This is a genomic window from Streptomyces sp. NPDC048419, from assembly GCF_043200415.1.
Classification (GTDB): Bacteria; Actinomycetota; Actinomycetes; order Streptomycetales; family Streptomycetaceae; genus Streptomyces.
Genome location: NZ_JBICXT010000031.1, coordinates 55,689 through 73,041, shown reverse-complemented (window position 1 = coordinate 73,041; position 17,353 = coordinate 55,689). Strand labels below are relative to the sequence as shown.

Here is a 17,353-nt window from a genome sequence, read left to right as displayed (position 1 = left end):
ACTCGCCGCCGACGCTTCGGTGTTCGCGCTGCCTCAGGACGCGTCAGCAGCCTGCGTCGGAGCTTGCGCGCGAGTCTCGGCGGCGGTCGCCAGCTGGACGGCAGTGCGCCGGCCCGGGATGAACGTGGCGATCAGGAAGGCGAGGAGGGCGGCTCCCGCGCCGATGGCCATGACGACCTTGAAGCCGTTCTCCGAGGGCAGGGCATGGCCGCCGAAGCTGGTGGTCATCTGGGCGAGGATGACGCCGGCGATGGCGCTGGCGAACGAGGTGCCCAGGGACCGCATCAGGGTGTTGAGGCTGTTGGCCGCGCCGGTCTGGGAGGGATCCACGGCGCCCATGATGAGCGCGGGCAGTGCACCGTAGGTGAAGCCGACGCCGCCGCCGATGACGCAGGCGACCAGGACGAGATGCCAGACCTCGGACATGAGCAGAAGGCTGAGGCCGTAGCCGAAGGCCACGATGAGCGCGCCGATCAGCAGGGTGACCTTGGGGCCCTTGGCCTTGGTGATGCCCGCCGAGACGGCGGACATCGCCATCATGACCAGACCCTGAGGAGCAAGCACCAGGCCCACGGTCAGCATGGACTTGCCCAGGCCGTAACCGGTCTGCGTGGGCAGTTGCAAGAGCTGCGGCAGGACGAGGGACATGGCGAACATCGAGAAGCCGAGCGCGACCGAGGCGAGGTTGGTGAAGAGCACCTGACGGCGGGCGGTGGTACGCAGGTCGACCAGCGGTTGCCGGGTGCGCAGCTCCCACCAGCCCCACGCCAGCAGGACCACGACGGCGGCCGCGCCCAGGCCGAGAGTGGGGGCAGAGGTCCAGCCCCAGTCGCCGCCCTTGGACACGGCGAGCAGCAGAGAGACCAGCCCGGCGGACAGGCCGAGCGAGCCGACCAGGTCGAAACGCCCGCCGGTGCGCACGTCGGACCTCGGTATGACGAGCAGCACCAGCATCAGGGAGAGGACACCAAGGCCGGCGGAGGCCCAGAACAGGATGTGCCAGTTCCAGTGATCGGCGATGAACGCGGCTGCGGGCAGGCCGAGGGCTCCGCCGACGCCTAGCGAGGCGCTCATCAGGGCGGTCGCGCCGGCCAGCCTGTCGGCGGGCAGCGTGTCGCGCATGATGCTGATGCCCAGCGGGACGACGGCAGCTGCCAGGCCCTGCAGAGTACGTCCGACGATCATCGGCACGAGTGAGTCGGCCAGCGCACAGACCACCGATCCCGCCACCAGCAGGACGATGCTGGTCAGCATCATCCGCCGCTTGCCGACCATGTCGCCGAGCCGGCCCACGACCGGGGTGGCGACGGACGCGGCGAGCAGGGTGGCGGTGACGGCCCAGACCGTGTTCGAGGAGGAGGCGTGCAGCAGCTGGGGGAGCTCCGGGACGATCGGGATGACCAGGGTCTGCATCAGTGAGACGACGATCCCGGCGAGAGCCAGCACTGCCACCACGGCGTTGGCCCTCGGCGGGGCTGAGGTCCCCGCGACGACGGATCGAGCAGGAGCGTGGGACATGGGAACAGCCTCCGAATGGAATCGAGCTTGATTGACTCACGCAAGCATATATTGGTTGAGAAAGTCAAGTAAAATGGGAGTGCGGCAGTCCGAGCCGCCCGCCGTAGGACTACTTCGTGAGGGCCTTTTTGAGCGCACTCACCACGGCGTCGGCCATTCCGCGCTCAGCATGCGCGTTGGGGTGGACAGGAGCCGCTGGGGCGGCGGGCGTCAGGGGCTCGATCCAGCGCACGTCGGCGGCGGCGCACGCCCCGTGCCCCCTGGAGGGCGTGAAGGTGTCGACGTAGTCGGCGCCACCGGCTTCGGCCCGCTCTCGCAGCATGGTGTTGAGCCGCTGCTCCTCCTCGCGCAGAAACATCACGTCGCCAGGGGCGAGGAACATGCTCCGCAGACATGCGCCCGAATCGGAGGGCAAGATCTCCGGGTAGCCGACCACGTAGACATGTGCTCGCGGTGCGCGCCGCCTTATGTCACGGAGGGCACTGGTGAGACGCTCGCCCGTCGAGTCGATCCTCCGCTGCACCTCGTCGGTGCCGTGCGAGAGGTACTGCCGCTTACAGGGGGCTTCCTCAGGCAGATACTTGCCACCGCCCAGGATCCGGTAAAGGGCCCCCGCGCCGACACACCGCTTGATCATGGCGCCGAAACCGATGTCGTTGCCCCCGATCCCGAGAGTGACCAGCCGGGTCCGCTCGGACAGGGCCGACAGCTGCGGCGGATTGGTGCCGTCGCTGGTCGTCTGAGGCGCGGTGAGATCGGTGACTGTGGCACCGCTGCACCTCACATCGTGGAAATCCCCGGCCCGCACGTCGAACGAATCCGCTACGAGGGCTGGATAGTTGTGGTCGGAGCGCTCGCAACCGGCGGGGCTGCCCCTCTTCGCGGGTATTCCCGGCCCAGCCGTGTAGGAGTCACCCAGCGCGACGTACGGGCCGCTCGGCAGACCCGGCTTCTCGTTGCCGTCGTGGCCGACGATGACGGCGCCGGTGATCAGCAGGCCGCAGGTCAGGAACCCGCCCAGACTGCCTCGGATATTCGGTCTCATCAGTCCTGTCCAGTCCTGTGGTGGTCGCAGCGGGCGGGGCCGCGCTGCAGGCGGGAGAGAAGAACGAAGGGGGAGATGCTCGGGCCCCGCGTCGGGCGGGGGAGAAGGCCGGCCGTCGCCGGGCCCGAATGGGCGCCGACCTCGTCCCCACGGGGTCGGCGCAACGGGGGTGCCTCCGCTCAAGCACCCCTGTACTTGCACAGCCAACGATCTCTACGTCGGTGGGTCGTCACGAGGGAGTGGCCTCCCGGATCCGTGGTGTAGTCCGCTGCACCTTCGCGATGCGCGGCTCTGCGGCTACGTACGCCGCCTGCTCCCGGCCGATCCGCATCGGAGGCCGTATTCCTCGAACCCTTCCTCCGAGCTCAGCGGGACTTGATGCCCCTGGAGCGTCCTTGGGGTGTGCGAGATCAGATGACCGCGAGGACCGGGACCCATTGCTGGACGAGGCGTTCGCGGCGCCGCGCGTGGACTGAACGGCACCGCCGTCACGGCAGGACTGCGCCGACTCCAGATGCCTGCTCGTGCGCGGCGGCCGTAGTTCCGACGGCAGCCGCCGGTGCATGAGGGCAGGGTCAGGACATCGCGGCGCTGGACATCCGACGACAGCTCCATGAGCGCGGCCTCCGATGGTGTAGCGCACTACACCATCGGCTCGGGAGTGCGCTCCCTCGTGGCGAAGGACGCGCGACGGGATCGTGTTCGGCAGAGATCCAGAGAGCACCACGCTCCCCGTCCCGAAGGAAGTCCCATGAGTTCGAAGTCGTTTCTGGTTCGTGTGAAGTCGTTCATCGCCGATCTGCTGCCCTGGTCGTTCTTCGTCGCCGGTCTGGTCACGAGTATGGGAGGTGCAGGTGCGGTCCTGGACGGGACGGGAAAGACCGTGGCGACGTTCGCGGGTATCGCCGTGTCACTTCTGACGGGTGCGCGGATCACCAAGAAGCCGAAGATCAAGGCATTCTTGTCGTCCCGACCGGTGCTGTGGTTCTTGTTCCTGTTCAACGGCGGTGTGGCCGCGGTGTCCTACTTCGCCATGGGCGGCGCGAAGGGGATTGCCACCGCTGTCGGTTTGGGACTGGTCTCGCTTGGAGCGGTAGGCGGCCTCATCTCCAGCTACCGTCATGCGGCCGAGGCTGCCCGCGAGGCGGTGCGACAGGGCGGGCACCGACAGTCGGTCCACGCAGCTGCGAACCGGCCGGAGTATGAAGCGCGTTGAGGGTGAGCCAGGCCGGAGTGTGCTCACGATGCTCGGATTTCGTCGCCCTGTTGCGGCCAAAGCCTGGAAGATCGCGCCGCATGTGTCAGAAGAATTGCAGGGGCTCCGTCAGGGAGCTGATGGAGGGCACGTTCGAGACAGCCGGGTCCCGGCAAAGCACGCGTCCTGCATAGCCGAGCCGGAAAGCCGCGGCGGCGAGGTCCGGATCGTCATCAACGAACAGACATTGCGCTGGAGCGAGATCCAGTGCGGCGCTGGCGTGGTACTCGAAGAAACGGCCGATCCCGAGTCCGGCGTGCAGGAGTCGGGAGGAATTCGCGGCGAAAATCGGCGAGGAGTTGCGAAGTCGGCTCTACCCCGAGATGGCGGAGCATCACCCGGTGGCAATCGTCGTAGTCGTAGTCGGGCGTCGATGACGATGTGCCGAAGAAGCGGTCGCCCGCGCTGATGGCCGCCGCGAACTGTTGCGACGTGATCGACGGGGTGTGGGCGAGGACGGTCTGTTCGAAGTCTGCTCGCGGACTCCAAGGGCCACCGATCGGTTGCATCAGCACGCCACCTGAGTCGAAAGGAACAGCACGGAGTCTGTCGGGAGCGGCTGGGGGTGTCGTCACCGGCCCAGTCTGGTGAAAAGAGGCCCGCTGGGCGACCCTCCTTCGGGCCGGACCGCGGCCACGAGCCGTAATGCGTTTCCCCACGGCAGCACGCCGATCCAGGACCGCGCCTGCCGAGAAGGGGGCTCCAACTGGTCCCCATGTACAGGTGTTTTGTGGAATCTGGCGGCCCGGCGGGTGTACTCCGCCCTGTAATGCGGAGGGGCCGGCAGCGGTGGGCCCGCCGTGTCAGGGGCGGGCCAGGTACTGCGTTTCGTACGCGGTTGCGAGGTCGCGCAGTGCGGTGGGGCAGTCGCCGTTGAATGAGGAGCCGTGCATCAGGCCGAGTGTCGTGGGTTCGAGGTCGGCGAGGCGGCGCATGACTGTGCCGGTGTCCGGCGCGAGGGAGGTGGCGCGGAACATTGCCTCCGCGTCCATGGCCGGCTCGACGATGTCGCGTTCGAGGAGCGCGGGTCCGTTGCCCACGTGCGTGAACAGGTCACCGCACAGGAGGGTCCGAGTGGTCTCCTCGAACAGCAGCCTGGCCTCCCAGGCGTGGGGCACGTGCGGGGTGTCGATGTGCCGAAGACGCTTGCCGCCGATGTCGATCACTTCCCCGTCGGCCATCGCCCGCGGCGGCCGGTCGGCGAGGTCGTTGATCGACACCAGGCAGCCGACCGCTCCGTGGGCGATCTCGGAGTGCGGCGCGGCGGCCAGCCACTCGTTCATCGACCCGCATTCGTCCGCCTCGATATGGCCGAACGTGATCCAGCGCAGACGGTCGAGGGGCACGAGGCGCGCGACGGCCTCCGACACCATGGGGAACATGGCGCGCGGGCCGGTGTGGAAGAGCAGCGGCTCGTCACCGTCGACAAGGAATTGGTTGAACGTGAACCCGGCTGGGGGCGCGATGTCTGGCACCCAGGTCGACAGCCGGTAGATGCCGCTTGCGATCTCGTCGACGGCGGTCGTCATCGAATCGTGCCTCCTTGCCGAACGGCGGCCTTGCCGCCTTCGTCGTTGCCTGGACGAACCGGTCACACCGACCGCCATTATGCGTAGAAATATTGCATACGTGCAGAAGTGGCCAAATGCCACACGGTTCCCGTCGTCAGACGGCGGATTCACACCGGCTGTGCGCGGTCAGCCGCACATAGGGGCGGTCCGTCAGGTCTTTCCGGCCGTCGGTGGCCGTTCGACGGGCGCCGGCTGATCTCCACCTGCACCTCCACCTATGGGTCCAGGTGTGAGAGACCTCCCGTCAGCACGATTGAGGCATGACCACGACCGACTGGATCACCGACATCGCCCTCGTCCTCATCGTCTTCCGGCAGCTGCGGGAAGACCGACTGAGCCTCAAGTCCTACTTGATCCCGCTGGGGATCGTGGCCTTCGTGGCCTCTCATTACCTGCGCAGCGTGCCCACCGCGGGCAACGACCTTGTGCTCATCGGCATCCTGGTCGCCGCCGGGGCGGCGCTCGGCATCGCCGGTGGCATCTGCACCAGGATCCGTGAGGCAGGTGGACACCTCCTGATCAAGGCAGGTGCCGTCTCCGCCCTCCTGTGGGTGCTCGGCATGGGTGCGCGCATGGTCTTCCAGGTGTGGGTCGATCACGGAGGCGCCGACGACGTGGCCCGCTTCAGCGTCACCCACCACATCACCACCGGCGACGCCTGGGTGGCCGCGTTCGTGCTCATGGCGCTCACCGAGGTGGTCACCCGCCTGGCCACGATCTTCATCCGGAGCCGTCTGGTCGTGCGCGAGGAGCAACTCCCCGCAGGCCCGAGCCCCGTGGCGATGTTCGACCGTACGGCCTGACCGTGGGCTATGGTCGCGCCGTGTCCGCAACCGAGAGTGTCAACGCCCTCGGGCCGGCCCCGGAAACGGGGTCCGGCCCGAGGGGCGTGCCCCGCCAGGACCCCCGTCTGCACGGGGCCATCACCCTGGGCATCATCGCCATCACGTTCGCGACCGTCCGGCCGCTGGGAGTGGAGGGCCGCGGCCTGGTGGTGGTCGCCCTGCTCGTGGTCAACTCCCTCGCTCTGATGGCCCGGCATCTGTCCGAGACCAGGCTCCCGTCGCGCGCCGCCTTTGTCTGGCTGACCGGCGGCGTCGTGGCGGCTGCCGCCCTGATCGGCGTCGGCCGCAGCGGCCCCGGCTACCTGTTCGCGTACTTCCTGGTCGGTCACATCGGTTACCGGCTCCCGCTCAAGCAGGCCCTTTCACTCGCTGCCTTGTGCAGCTTGTTGTGCGGCGCTGTCCTGTACTTCCGGCTCGGTCCCGGTCACGAACAGCTCACCTGGACACTCGGCCTGACCACCGGCATTCCGGTCGTGGCAGGAATCCTCAGCCGTAGCAGGCAGCGTGCCGTGGAGGCGATGGTCCAGTCCGCCGAGTCCGCGGAGCGAGCCGCCCGCGCGGAGGCCCAGGCCGCCGTGCTCACCGAGCGCAGCCGTATCGCCAGAGACGTCCACGACGTGCTGGCGCACTCGCTGGCCGGGATCAACATGCAACTGGAACTGGCGGACGCCCTGATCGACACCGGAGACCTGGAGAAGGTCCGCGAGGCGAACAACAAGGCGCACAGCATGGTCAAGGAGAGCCTGAAGCAGGCCCAGTGGACCGTGCACGCACTGCGCGAGGACGCCCTTCCGCTGCTCGAGAGCCTCACGGCGATGGCCGAATCCTCGGGTCACCGTGATGTCCTCACGGTCACCGGAACGGTGCGGGAGCTGCCCACGAAGGTCACCCAGAACCTGCTGCGAATCGCACAGGAAGCGCTCACCAACGCGGGCCGGCACGCTCCGGGCGGCGACGTCGGGGTGGAGCTGACATTCGATGACGCGACGACGACGCTGAAGGTTCGCAACACGCCCGCGACCCGCGAGGTGACCGGGGGAGTCGGCAGCGGGATGGGCCTGATAGGAATGCGCGAACGGGTCGCCCTGCTGGGCGGCACACTGACCGCCGGCCCGATCACCGAGGGACCGGAAGCTGGCGGCTGGCAGGTGGAGGCAGTGATCCCGGGATGAGTGAACCGACCGAGAAACCGCGGCAGTTGAAGGTGATCGTCGCCGACGACCAGGCGACGATCCGTGAGCCCCTGGCCGCCGTGCTCGCCTTGTCCGACGACATCGAGGTCACCGCCGCCGCGGCGGACGGAAGCGAAGTCCTGGCCGCCGTTGCCGCCGCACCGGTGGACGTCGTCCTGATGGACCTGCGCATGCCCGTGATGGACGGCATCGAGGCGACGCGTCGGTTGAGCGAGGAGCATCCGGAGACGGCCGTGGTCGTGCTCACCACCTTCGCCGACGACGACTCGATCCTGGCTGCCCTGAGCGCCGGCGCCCGCGGCTATCTGACGAAGAACGCGGGACGCCAGGACATCCTCCGCGCGATCCGGGCCGCGGCGGCGGGGCAGTCGGTGCTCGACCGCGAGGTTCAGGACCGCCTTCTGGCCACCGTGCGAACCCGGCCGCCGACGCCCGCACAGGCGCTGCCCGCAGACCTCACGCCCCGCGAACGTGAAGTGCTCACCCTCATCGGCCAGGGCCTGCCGAACCGAGCCATCGCCCAACAGCTCTTCATCAGCGAGGCCACCGTCAAGACCCACATCAACAACCTGTTCGCCAAAGCCGACATCCGCGACCGCGCCGACGCCGTCCGCCGCGCCCTCGCCGCGGGCCTGGCCTGACCAGCGAGGCCGACATCAAGGATGGCAGCGAATGCGGGCACGCCCCGCCCGGTCGCTTGGGTTCTAGGAGTCGTCGCAACACCCCAGCTCAAGGGGTGCGATGGCCTTCGAGATCCGTAAGGACAGGAGCCCGGGGGGCGGGTGTGGTCAGCACCAGCCTCCGCCGAGGTTGGCGAATGCCTTCCAGGCGGCCCTGGTCTTGGTTCCGGCGTCGCCGTCGATGCCGCCGGTGTCGTAGCCGATGGCGACGAGGAAGCGCTGGAGGCCGCGGATGGTGTTGGGGCCGACGTCGCCGTCAACGGTTCCGGCGTTGTATCCGCGGTCGTTGAGGAAACGCTGCCAGGCCTTCCAGCTGTTGGTGCCGAGCTGGCCGTCGATCGTGCCGGGGTTGTACTTCCCGACAGGCACGGCGTCGCGGACGTAGCACTGGACGCTCTTGCCCTCGGCGGTGTTCAGGCCGAGGTTGTTGACCGCCTGGATGGTGACGGTGCTGGCGGGAGCCTGCTGGGCGGGCGCCGCGGTGGCCGCGGTCGCTCCGGCGAGGGTGCCGAAGCCGAGTGCGGCGGCGGTGAGGGTTCCGAGGAGTGTTTTCGTGAGCCTGGTCAGGGCCATGTGTGAGTGTTCCCCCTGGTACATGGGCGAAAGTGAATGGGACGCAACGACGGTGGCCACGCATCGCGGACGCGGGCGGCCACGGGGCCTCTACCGCCTCAGGGCAGGTAGAGCACGACCGAGTTGACCGGCGTGAAGTTGGTCCACCAGCCGTGCTGCGGCGCCATGTCGTCGTAACAGGAGCCGGTCCCGTTGTAGCCGGTGCACAGCTTCGCGTGCGCACCGCCGTACTGGTTGTTGAGGATCCAGTGGTAGTTGTACTGGCCGCTCAGGTTGTGAGCACCGTAGCTCCAGAACTCCTGGCTCGGTGTCTGGGCGGGGTTCTGGCCTTCGGGGTAGAGGCAGACTGCCCCGTCGGGGCAACCGGCCCATGGGCTGGCGGCCTTGGCTTGGGCGGGGCTGACCGCCATGACGGCCGCTACTGCGGTCCCGGCCGCAAGTACGGCGGCCTGGCGGAGTCTCTTCGGCACGATCTTCCTTTCCTGTTGCCCATCCGCTCGGTTCGCGTCTTGCGCATGAATCTGGTGGTGGAGGGAGCGACTCAGAAGGCGCTTTCAGGTCAAACAGAACACTCAACTGCCAACCAGTACCGAAGAGTTGGAGGACCTCAGGACTTCCATCGGCGACTAGCTTGGAGATGTCACTGACGTGCGTGGGCATGACGGTGGCCCGTCCTCCCCTGAACAGGACGGGCCACCATCGTTTTTCCGTGTCAGGTGCAGGCGTTGAACGTGGCGTTGTTGTACCAGAGCGTCTTGAGGTCGTTGCCCAGGTACATGCCCCAGCGGCCGTTGTCGGTGCGCTTGAAGGTCACGCAGCGCTCGCCCGTGCCGGTGTACTTGATCTGGTGGCTCGAAGCGGCGCCGCCCGCACCGTCAGCGTGCGCAGAGAACCCTGAGCCAGCCCTGAGCGACCCCGAGTGCGTCCTGGGTGACACTGGTCGAGTGATCGTCGAACGCGCGTATGTCCATCTCTCCTCGTACGACGAGGACACCTGGCCATGGTCCGTGCCCTGCGTCCGTCAGCTGCTCGCCGAAGGGCTGCGCTTCACCGCGCCGGTGACCTTTCTGGTCGGCGAGAACGGCTCGGGGAAGTCGACCCTGGTCGAGGCCCTGGCCGAAGGATTCGGTCTGGACTCCTACGGCGGCTCCCACGACTGGCGCTACGCCTCCCAGCGTCGCAAGTCCGCGCTCGGCGAGCGGATGAAGTTCGACGCAGGCTCACGCGGGCGCCGCATGCTCACCAACTGGTCGGCCCGCAAGGGCTTCTTCCTACGAGCCGAGACCGCGCTGGACGCCCTGGACCGGGAAGGGTTCTCGCCGAACTCGGTCAGCCATGGCGAGGGCTTCCTCGCAGCGTTCCGCGGGAAGTTCCTCCACACCGGACTCTACGTTCTCGACGAGCCCGAGGCGGCGCTCTCCTTCTCGTCCTGCCTGGAACTGATCGGGCACCTCGACAGGCTGGCCAAGGAGGGCGGCCAGGTCATCTGCGCCACGCACTCTCCCTTGCTGACCGCCCTGCCGGGCGCGGACATCGTCGAGGTCGGCGAACACGGCATGCGGAGGGTCGCCTGGCGGGAACTCGGAATTGTTGATCACTGGCGCCGCTATCTTGCCGACCCGAAGGCCTATCTACGGCACATCGTCGAACCGTAGGCGGCAGGTCCTGGCTGTCCTCGCTGCTTGGCGGAGGTCCATCACCTGCTCTTGGCTGGGGTCACGACTGCGCGTGGGGGAGGCGTTGTTCAGGGTCATGGTGCCCACTCCTCGCTGCGTGATCCCCACGCTCGGCCACGACGAACTCCCGCCGGATCCCGGCATCATGCGGGCGGTGGCTCGCGAGCACCGTGTACCCGTCTTCGACCTGGGTCGACTCTCATGCCTCGGCGTGTACCTGGAGGTGCTCGAAGCGGGGACGGTCCGGGTGCGCGACGCGATCACGGTGCAGGCACCGGGAGCCTGAGGAGCTCGATGCCGCCGCTGCGGGAAGCCGCTCGCGACTTCGGCCCCCGGCTCGCCGAGCGGAGCAGGGAGCTTCTGATCGGCGGCCGTCCAGCCCACCGGGTGCTGTTGCCGGATACGGCGCAGCTCTTCGGGTGAAGCCCCACGTGGGACCACGTGAGCCCCACAACTCGGCCCACTCGTCCGGTCCTTCGCAGGGCACGCCTGACCAATTGGCCCGGCACGGCATGCGACGACGTTAGGGTCGCCGCATGACCGACAACCCTGCCACGGACCCGGACCTCGAGTTGTTGCCGAAGGCTGAATTCGCCTTCCCGGGTCCGCTGCGCGACCGGCTCGTTGCTGCGATCCTCGACGGATCCAAGACCGCGACCACCGCGCTGCTCGCGGAGTACGAGCACGAGGGGGAGCCGTTGCCGTCTGTCGGCGGGTGTGCGGTGGTGGTGGGCTCCGATGGCCGTGGGGTGGCTGTCATCGAGGTGACTGGTGTGCGTGTCGTGCCGCTGCGGGATGTGGACATCGTCCATGCGCGGGATGAGGGTGAGGGGCACACGACTGTGGACGGGTGGAGGGCAGACCACGAGGAGTTCTGGTGCAGCGAGGAGATGCGGCAGGCACTTGGCGATCCTCGTTTCACCGTGGACGACGCCACTCCGGTCGTCCTGGAACGCTTCCGCGTAGTGGCCCCACCTTGACGGCGAGGACTGATCAACCACCGGTGGAATCCGCGTCGTTGGCCGCGCCACGGGTCGTGGCAGGCAACTGGTCGTAACTGATCCCGTCGGCCGGTCTGAACGCGGCAGTTGGCCATCGGATGGCCGCCCTGGGCGTGGGTTCCTCGCCTACCGAAAGCCGAGGTGCGGATCGGTGCCGGTCAGTTCAGCGCTGACGGCCCACAGGCGAGCGGCGATGGTCGGATCGGCCATGTGCGAGGGGATGGGCTCACGCCGGGGTTTGCCACGCAGGCCGAGGACCCGCGGCCCCCACAGTTGTCCTCCCTGCACCTCCGGGTCGAGGACGGCACGGACAACGGGCCATGCTCCGGCGTCCTTGCCCTGGACCAGGAGCGCGGAGGGCAGGGCGCGCAGCCGCTCGCCGGGCGTGTTGGTCACGCCGACCGGCGTTCGGGAGGGAGTGAGGGAGTCCAGGGCTCCGCCGGGGTGGGCCACCACACTGAGCACCGTGCTGCCGGCGGCCCGCAGGCGGCGATCGAGTTCGAAGCCGAAGTACATCTGCGCCAGCTTCGATCGGCCGTAGGTGCGCTTGGGCCGGTAGTCCTGGGTCGACTGCAGGTCGTCGAGGTCCAGTTGCTCGGACCGCGCGGCGAAGCTTCCGACTGTCACGATGCGGCCTGCCGGTGCCGCCGACAGCAGGGGGGCCAGCCACTGGGTCAGTGCAAAGTGGCCGAGGTGGTTGGTGCCGAACATCAGCTCGTGGCCGTCCGCCGTCTCTCGACGTGGCGGGTCGTCCAGCGCGACCCCTGCGTTGTGGACCACCGCGTCGAGATGATCGAGGTCCAGTCTGTCTACGGCGGTCTTCAGGGACGACAGGTCGGCGAGGTCCAGTTGAAGGTGCCGCACCTGCGCGCCGGGGACGCGCGAGCGGATCGAGGTCATGGCGGCGTCGGCCTTCGCGCGGTCACGGCTGCCGAGTACGACGACGGCGCCGGTGGCGGCGAGTTGCTCCGCCGCGAAGTAGCCGATCCCTGCGTTGCCCCCGGTGACCAGGAAGACTCTGCCTACGGCAGGCGGCAGCCGGTGAACGTCCCACGGTCGGCTCTGGGATGCGGAAGACACGGTGACAGGCTCCTTGCACTCTGGGGCAGCGTGCTCGCGGGGAGCACCGACCCGCCCAAGATCGCAACCTCCACCGACATGACGCCGACAGGTCACGCTCACCGCCGACAGATTTCCGACACCCTCGGCGAACTGCAGTGAGCAAGAAGGCTGTTGGAGTATGCCCGGTCCCATCGATGGACATCCGGGCGTGCGGGGCCGGAGTGGTTCTCAGGGCCGGAAGCCGTCGATGGCGAGTTCCAGCAGGCGCTTGGCCTGGGTGGCGCCGTCGGGGGTGTCGGGGGTGCGCCACAGGCAGCTCATGAGCATGATCACGTCGACCGGGTCGATGCCGGGGCGCACCTCGCCGGCGCGTTCGCATGCGTCGAGGAGCTGGCCGACGGCGGCGGTGACGGGGGGCCATGAGGCGCTGACGGCCTCTTGGGCGGCGGCGGAGTGCAGTGCGTCGCCGAGGCCGTGCTTGATGCGGACGTAGGCGGCGAGCGTGGTGAACCACTGCCGCAGCGCGTCCAGCGGGGCGTGGGTGGCGAGGATGTCCGGCACGGAGCCGACGAGGCGGTTCACGTCGTGGCGGTGGACCTCCAGGAGCAGGGCCTCGCGGGTGGGGAAGTGCCGGTAGAGAGTGCCTGGGCCGACGCCCGCTCGCTTGGCGATGGAGTTGAGGGAGGCGTTCGGGGACTCGGCGAGCGCGTCGTGGGCGACCTGGAGGATCGCCTCGCGGTTCTTGAGTGCGTCCGAGCGCTGCGGGGCGGCGTCGGGCATGGGTCCTCCTGGCGTACGGGTGGCCGTCCGATTGCGAAGCGGAGAGCTCTCCGTTAGTGTCGGCAGGGTCAGGCGGAGAGTTCTCCGTTTGCTTACGTTCCCCATTCTAGGAGCTCTTCCGTGCGTTACATCAAGCTGGGCCGCACCGGCCTGGACGTCTCGCCGATCGCCATCGGCGCCATGACCTACGGCGAGCCGGACCGCGGCCACCCGGTCTGGTCGCTGGACGAGGAGTCCAGCCGCCCCCTGATCAAGCACGCCCTCGAAGAAGGGATCAACTTCTTCGACACCGCGAACATGTACTCCTACGGCTCCAGCGAGGAGATCCTCGGCCGTGCACTGAAGGATTACGCAGACCGCGACGACGTCGTCATCACCACCAAGGTCCGCCACACCATGCGCCCGGACCGCCCCAACGGCGGCGGCCTGTCCCGCAAGGCGATCATGACCGAGATCAACGCCAGCCTGCGCCGTCTGGGCACCGACTACGTCGACGTCTACATGATCCACCGCCTCGACAGCGACACCCCGCTGGAGGAGACGCTGGAAGCCCTGAGCGACGTGGTGAAGGCCGGCAAGGCCCGCTACCTCGGCGCCTCCTCGATGCACGCCTGGGAGTTCGCCAAAGCCCTGCACCTGCAGGAGCGCCACGGCTGGGCCCGCTTCGTCACGATGCAGGACCACTACAACCTCCTCGCCCGCGAGGAGGAGCGCGAAATGCTTCCCCTGTGCGAGGACGAGGGCGTCGCCACCATGGTGTGGAGCCCACTCGCGCGCGGCCGCCTCGCCCGTCCCTTCGACCAGGCGAACGCCGGCGCACGGGCGGCCACCGACGGCGGCTTCGCCGACATGCTCTACAAGGCAAACGCCGAAAGCGACCGGCAGGTCATCGACGAAGTCGGCGGGATCGCCCGGACGCGCGGTGTCAGCCGCGCCCAGGTCGCCCTGGCCTGGCTGCGCCGCAACCCCGTCGTCGCCGCCCCGCTGGTCGGCGCGCGAACGATCCGGCAGATCGACGACGCCGTCGCCTCCCTCGACCTCGACCTGAGCGACATGGAAGCCCGACGACTGGAAGCCCCTTACACCCCGCGCCACGACTTCCAGGGAATCTCCGACGCGGCGGAACTGGAGCGCATCAAGGCCACCATCCCCGGCTACGCCAACGTCTGACGCGCACCGGGCTTCGAGTACGACGACCAAGGAGGACAATGACCATGGCTGAAGTGCTGGTGACGGGCGGATCGGGGTACATCGGCAGCTGGTGCGTTCTCGCTCTGCTGAACGCGGGACACTCCGTACGCACAACGGTCCGCAACCCGTCTCGTGAGCCGGAACTGCGGGCGATGCTGCAGCGGGGCGGCGGCGCATCCGACCCGCTCCTGCGCGTCGTGACCGCCGATCTCACCCAGGACGCGGGCTGGCCGGAGGCAGTGCAGGGATGTGACGCCGTACTGCACGTGGCGTCGCCGACACTGACGAGTGCCCCGCGATCGGACGGCGAGATGGTCACCCCGGCCCGCGACGGCGTGCTGCGGGTCCTGCGCGCGGCCCGGGACGCGGGCGTACGACGCGTGGTCCTCACCTCCGCGATCGGCGCCATCGCCTACGGCCACCCTGACCGGGACGCACCGTTCACCGAGGACGACTGGACGAATGTCGACGCGGGCATCGAGCCGTACCAGAAGTCCAAGACGCTCGCGGAGCGCGCCGCCTGGGACTTCATCAGGACGCAGGGCGGCGGGCTGGAGCTGGCCGTCGTGAACCCCACCGCCGTCCTCGGCCCGGTACTGGGACCCGACTACTCCCCGTCCCTCGGCCTGATCAAGCGCATGCTGGACGGCTCGATGCCGGCGTCCCTGAAGTTCGCCTCCGGCTACGTGGACGTAAGAGATGTGGCTGACCTGCACCTGCGCGCCATGACCGACCCGGCAGCCGCAGGGGAACGGTTCATCGCGACGTCGGGCCGGAGCCTGTGGGTCCGCGAAGTCGCCGCTATTCTCCGCCAACGCCTCGGAGAACGTGCCGACGGCGCCCCCACCCGGGAGATGCCCGTCTGGGCGGCCCGCGGCCTCTCCCTGGTCAACCCCGACCTGCGAACACTCCGCAAGCTACTCGGCAAGAACCTCGACGCCACCTCCGAGAAGGCCCAGCGCCTCCTCGGCTGGAAGCCGCGCCCCGTCGAAGACACCATCGCCGAGGCCGCCGAAAGCCTCCTCGCCCTCGACACCACCCGTGCCGTGTGACCCACTGCCCAACTGCCCCGCCCGATCGGCTGGTTGACGCACACAGCAATGCGGCCCCTCGGGGGCACTGCGCAGACTGCCGCGCCGCGTCGCTGCAGCGTATCCAGAGCGGGAAGCCCGGCTGCCCCGCTGGCCGTCCGATCACTCCCAATCGGACGGCGGCTGCTTGACCCTGCCGCCTGTGTGCGGCAGTTGCACGTAGTCCTCGGCGCCGGAGGGCAGGGCGGAAACGCAAGCTGCTGAGCAGGCGTTGACCAGGAGGGGCAGGACATCGGCGGCCACCCGCAGCGAGATCCACATCTGGGTGGAGCCCGCCCCCCGTGATCGGCCGATCGCAGACACTGCATCCACGGATGGCCGTGACACCCCAGCGCTGGGCATCAAGCGCCGACAGGTCGAGGTCAGCAACGGAGACTCGAGGCGGCTGTAGTCGAGGGAAAGGAGGACGGAGCTTGTAGTTCCCGAACAGTGCACGGGTGCTCACCGTGCTCCGGACCAGCTTCGAGCACCTGGTGATCTCGTAGGGGAACCAGTGCAGCCGGTACGAGGTGTAGGGGGTGAGCTCCTCCAGGCTGGTCATTTCACCGATCTCGGGCGGCATTCGGACCAGGTTGCTGCCGTAGAGCACGAAGTGCTTGACCGCCGTCAGTTTGGCGATGCTCGTCGGCAGGGTGATGACCTGCCGGCGCTCCTCGGAGCTGAGCTCGACCAAAGGTCGGAACTCCTCTCGCCCATCCACCATGTGCCCAAGGTACGGATCTTCAACGGGCCGGCTCTGGAAACCTTGTCCCGCCGGGAGGGCGGAAGGCATCCCGGCGGCCGTCCAGCGTGCGCTTGGGTGTGGCGTTGGGGAGCGCCGCGTGTTGTGCCGGGGTGGGGTTGTGTGGGATGCGACGCCTTGGCCGGTGGGGAGGTGGTGGTCGGTGAGGCGGGCGGTGGTGCCGTTGTGGATCGGCTTGTCGTCAGGTGGTGCGTCAGGCGCTGTCGTCGGGCGTGAGTTGCGTGTGGACTTCGTCGTAAACGGTGGTGCCGCGGGAGGGCGTGAGGTCGAGGGCCGTGATGAGGGACGGGTTGACGATGCTGGGGAGGATGTGACGCAGCAGGATGCTGGCGCGTTGCATGAGGTCGTCGTAGTCCGTGAGGGCGTGGGACATGGACTGGATACCGGCGAAGGATCCGGTGAGGACGTAGGCGGTTTCCTCGGTGTTGACGTGCGGGAGGATTTCGCCCTGGGCGCGGGCGTCGTCGAGGAGTTGGCAGGCGAGGGCGGCCCAGGTGAGGAAGGGACCTTTGCGGTCGAGGCCGACTGAGGTCTGGTCCATGGAGAGGCGTACGCCGGCGCGGACCATGGGGTCGGTCTGCAGGCGGTGGGCGTGGAGCATGACGACGTCGACGAGTTCCTGGATCTTGCTGGCGCGTGGGGGGAGGGTGATGCCTTGTTCCTGGGCGTGCAGGACACCCTGCGCGAGGTCTTCTTTGGACTGGAAGTGGAAGTAGAGGGCGCCTTTGGTGACGCCGGCGGCCTTGAGGACCTCGCTGATGGTGGCTGACTGGTAGCCGCGGGTTTCGAAGACTTCGGCGGCCGCTGAGAGGATCTTGCGGCGGGTGCGGATCGCACGGTCCTGCATGGGCATGGGGTCACTCCGTCCGGTGCGCCGCTGGTGTGCGGCCGGCTACTCCCTGCCGGTCTCGCAATGCCAGCGTCCTTCTGTCCGGTCTGTTCCTGCAGGTCCAGAAAAAACCGTCCAGTTTGTATATTACATGGGAACGAGTGGAAGGGAATCGGGCGGCGGCTCGCACGTCCGGGCCCTGAGAGGGTGGATCACAGCGAAAGTCGCCGCCTCGGCCGACCGACCCCGACCCGGTACTCGGCTCCACGGGTTCGAGCCGCTGCGGATCCGCTACCGGAGA

General features: G+C 68.3%; 18 protein-coding genes. 9 read left to right on the top strand and 9 right to left on the bottom strand.

The window, feature by feature from the left end; all coding sequences use genetic code 11:
* Positions 1 to 33: 33 nt before the first annotated feature.
* Together ACGFYN_RS40280 and ACGFYN_RS40275 are read right to left on the bottom strand one after the other, a co-directional pair.
* Entirely contained in the window at positions 34 to 1,518 is a 1,485-nt protein-coding gene (locus ACGFYN_RS40280; protein WP_393870968.1) for an MFS transporter, read from the bottom strand.
* 109 nt (positions 1,519 to 1,627) lie between these two features.
* Positions 1,628 to 2,563, bottom strand: coding sequence for an SGNH/GDSL hydrolase family protein (locus ACGFYN_RS40275; protein ID WP_393870967.1), 936 nt, complete (start codon positions 2,561 to 2,563; stop codon positions 1,628 to 1,630).
* 751 nt (positions 2,564 to 3,314) lie between these two features.
* On the opposite strand from ACGFYN_RS40275, the gene ACGFYN_RS40270 reads away from it, so the two are divergent.
* Positions 3,315 to 3,779, top strand: coding sequence for a hypothetical protein (locus ACGFYN_RS40270; RefSeq protein WP_393870966.1), 465 nt, complete (start codon positions 3,315 to 3,317; stop codon positions 3,777 to 3,779).
* Positions 3,780 to 4,621: 842 nt separating this feature from the next.
* Here ACGFYN_RS40270 and ACGFYN_RS40265 read toward each other — a convergent pair.
* Positions 4,622 to 5,347, bottom strand: a complete 726-nt coding sequence (locus ACGFYN_RS40265; RefSeq protein ID WP_393870965.1) for an MBL fold metallo-hydrolase — start codon at positions 5,345 to 5,347, stop codon at positions 4,622 to 4,624.
* Positions 5,348 to 5,649: 302 nt separating this feature from the next.
* On the opposite strand from ACGFYN_RS40265, the gene ACGFYN_RS40260 reads away from it, so the two are divergent.
* The 3 genes from ACGFYN_RS40260 to ACGFYN_RS40250 are packed head-to-tail and all read left to right on the top strand — an operon-like array spanning position 5,650 to position 8,068.
* Positions 5,650 to 6,192 carry a hypothetical protein gene (locus tag ACGFYN_RS40260; protein ID WP_393870964.1) on the top strand — a complete coding sequence of 181 codons (543 nt, stop codon included), beginning with the start codon at positions 5,650 to 5,652 and terminating at the stop codon, positions 6,190 to 6,192.
* Positions 6,193 to 6,194: 2 nt separating this feature from the next.
* Positions 6,195 to 7,406 carry a sensor histidine kinase gene (locus tag ACGFYN_RS40255; protein WP_393870963.1) on the top strand — a complete coding sequence of 404 codons (1,212 nt, stop codon included), beginning with the start codon at positions 6,195 to 6,197 and terminating at the stop codon, positions 7,404 to 7,406.
* Positions 7,403 to 8,068, top strand: coding sequence for a response regulator (locus ACGFYN_RS40250; protein WP_393870962.1), 666 nt, complete (start codon positions 7,403 to 7,405; stop codon positions 8,066 to 8,068). The genes ACGFYN_RS40255 and ACGFYN_RS40250 overlap by 4 nt, the downstream gene beginning before the upstream one ends.
* Positions 8,069 to 8,215: 147 nt before the next feature.
* Here the strand turns inward: ACGFYN_RS40250 and ACGFYN_RS40245 are convergent, their stop codons facing one another.
* Positions 8,216 to 8,680 (bottom strand): peptidoglycan-binding protein, encoded by a 465-nt coding sequence (locus ACGFYN_RS40245; RefSeq protein ID WP_393870961.1) that lies wholly within the window; start codon positions 8,678 to 8,680, stop codon positions 8,216 to 8,218.
* Positions 8,681 to 8,778: 98 nt separating this feature from the next.
* Positions 8,779 to 9,150, bottom strand: coding sequence for a hypothetical protein (locus tag ACGFYN_RS40240; RefSeq protein ID WP_393870960.1), 372 nt, complete (start codon positions 9,148 to 9,150; stop codon positions 8,779 to 8,781).
* Positions 9,151 to 9,624: 474 nt separating this feature from the next.
* On the opposite strand from ACGFYN_RS40240, the gene ACGFYN_RS40235 reads away from it, so the two are divergent.
* The 3 genes from ACGFYN_RS40235 (at position 9,625) to ACGFYN_RS40225 (ending at position 11,336) form a co-directional block, all read left to right on the top strand.
* A complete protein-coding gene (locus tag ACGFYN_RS40235) occupies positions 9,625 to 10,335 on the top strand; it encodes an AAA family ATPase (RefSeq protein WP_393870959.1) in 711 nt (236 codons plus the stop codon).
* Positions 10,268 to 10,642 (top strand): MOSC domain-containing protein, encoded by a 375-nt coding sequence (locus ACGFYN_RS40230; protein ID WP_393870958.1) that lies wholly within the window; start codon positions 10,268 to 10,270, stop codon positions 10,640 to 10,642. The genes ACGFYN_RS40235 and ACGFYN_RS40230 overlap by 68 nt, the downstream gene beginning before the upstream one ends.
* Positions 10,643 to 10,892: 250 nt before the next feature.
* Complete coding sequence (locus tag ACGFYN_RS40225; protein WP_393870957.1) at positions 10,893 to 11,336, top strand: ASCH domain-containing protein; 444 nt, start codon at positions 10,893 to 10,895, stop codon at positions 11,334 to 11,336.
* Positions 11,337 to 11,483: 147 nt separating this feature from the next.
* Here ACGFYN_RS40225 and ACGFYN_RS40220 read toward each other — a convergent pair whose 3' ends face one another.
* Both ACGFYN_RS40220 and ACGFYN_RS40215 read right to left on the bottom strand, forming a co-directional pair.
* Entirely contained in the window at positions 11,484 to 12,437 is a 954-nt protein-coding gene (locus ACGFYN_RS40220; protein WP_393870956.1) for an SDR family NAD(P)-dependent oxidoreductase, read from the bottom strand.
* A gap of 210 nt (positions 12,438 to 12,647) precedes the next feature.
* Positions 12,648 to 13,199 (bottom strand): TetR/AcrR family transcriptional regulator, encoded by a 552-nt coding sequence (locus ACGFYN_RS40215; RefSeq protein ID WP_393870955.1) that lies wholly within the window; start codon positions 13,197 to 13,199, stop codon positions 12,648 to 12,650.
* A gap of 120 nt (positions 13,200 to 13,319) precedes the next feature.
* Here ACGFYN_RS40215 and ACGFYN_RS40210 point away from each other — a divergent pair, with 120 nt between their 5' ends.
* Positions 13,320 to 14,369, top strand: a complete 1,050-nt coding sequence (locus ACGFYN_RS40210; RefSeq protein ID WP_393870954.1) for an aldo/keto reductase — start codon at positions 13,320 to 13,322, stop codon at positions 14,367 to 14,369.
* Between the two features lie 44 nt (positions 14,370 to 14,413).
* Positions 14,414 to 15,442, top strand: coding sequence for an SDR family oxidoreductase (locus ACGFYN_RS40205; protein ID WP_393870953.1), 1,029 nt, complete (start codon positions 14,414 to 14,416; stop codon positions 15,440 to 15,442).
* Positions 15,443 to 15,583: 141 nt separating this feature from the next.
* Here the strand turns inward: ACGFYN_RS40205 and ACGFYN_RS40200 are convergent, their stop codons facing one another.
* Positions 15,584 to 15,793, bottom strand: a complete 210-nt coding sequence (locus ACGFYN_RS40200; RefSeq protein ID WP_393870952.1) for a hypothetical protein — start codon at positions 15,791 to 15,793, stop codon at positions 15,584 to 15,586.
* 623 nt (positions 15,794 to 16,416) lie between these two features.
* On the bottom strand, positions 16,417 to 17,076 hold the full coding sequence (locus tag ACGFYN_RS40195; protein WP_393870951.1) for a ScbR family autoregulator-binding transcription factor: 660 nt from the start codon (positions 17,074 to 17,076) through the stop codon (positions 16,417 to 16,419).
* Between the last annotated feature and the right edge of the window lie 277 nt (positions 17,077 to 17,353).

What these genes read in the sequence shown, in the direction of transcription:
- ACGFYN_RS40265 (WP_393870965.1), bottom strand. Translation starts at nt 5,347, where the DNA reads ATGACGACCGCCGTCGACGAGATCGCAAGCGGCATCTACCGGCTGTCG.
- ACGFYN_RS40195 (WP_393870951.1), bottom strand. Translation starts at nt 17,076, where the DNA reads ATGCCCATGCAGGACCGTGCGATCCGCACCCGCCGCAAGATCCTCTCA.
- ACGFYN_RS40225 (WP_393870957.1), top strand. Translation starts at nt 10,893, where the DNA reads ATGACCGACAACCCTGCCACGGACCCGGACCTCGAGTTGTTGCCGAAG.
- ACGFYN_RS40280 (WP_393870968.1), bottom strand. Translation starts at nt 1,518, where the DNA reads ATGTCCCACGCTCCTGCTCGATCCGTCGTCGCGGGGACCTCAGCCCCG.
- ACGFYN_RS40245 (WP_393870961.1), bottom strand. Translation starts at nt 8,680, where the DNA reads ATGGCCCTGACCAGGCTCACGAAAACACTCCTCGGAACCCTCACCGCC.
- ACGFYN_RS40260 (WP_393870964.1), top strand. Translation starts at nt 5,650, where the DNA reads ATGACCACGACCGACTGGATCACCGACATCGCCCTCGTCCTCATCGTC.
- ACGFYN_RS40250 (WP_393870962.1), top strand. Translation starts at nt 7,403, where the DNA reads ATGAGTGAACCGACCGAGAAACCGCGGCAGTTGAAGGTGATCGTCGCC.
- ACGFYN_RS40275 (WP_393870967.1), bottom strand. Translation starts at nt 2,563, where the DNA reads ATGAGACCGAATATCCGAGGCAGTCTGGGCGGGTTCCTGACCTGCGGC.
- ACGFYN_RS40205 (WP_393870953.1), top strand. Translation starts at nt 14,414, where the DNA reads ATGGCTGAAGTGCTGGTGACGGGCGGATCGGGGTACATCGGCAGCTGG.
- ACGFYN_RS40215 (WP_393870955.1), bottom strand. Translation starts at nt 13,199, where the DNA reads ATGCCCGACGCCGCCCCGCAGCGCTCGGACGCACTCAAGAACCGCGAG.
- ACGFYN_RS40270 (WP_393870966.1), top strand. Translation starts at nt 3,315, where the DNA reads ATGAGTTCGAAGTCGTTTCTGGTTCGTGTGAAGTCGTTCATCGCCGAT.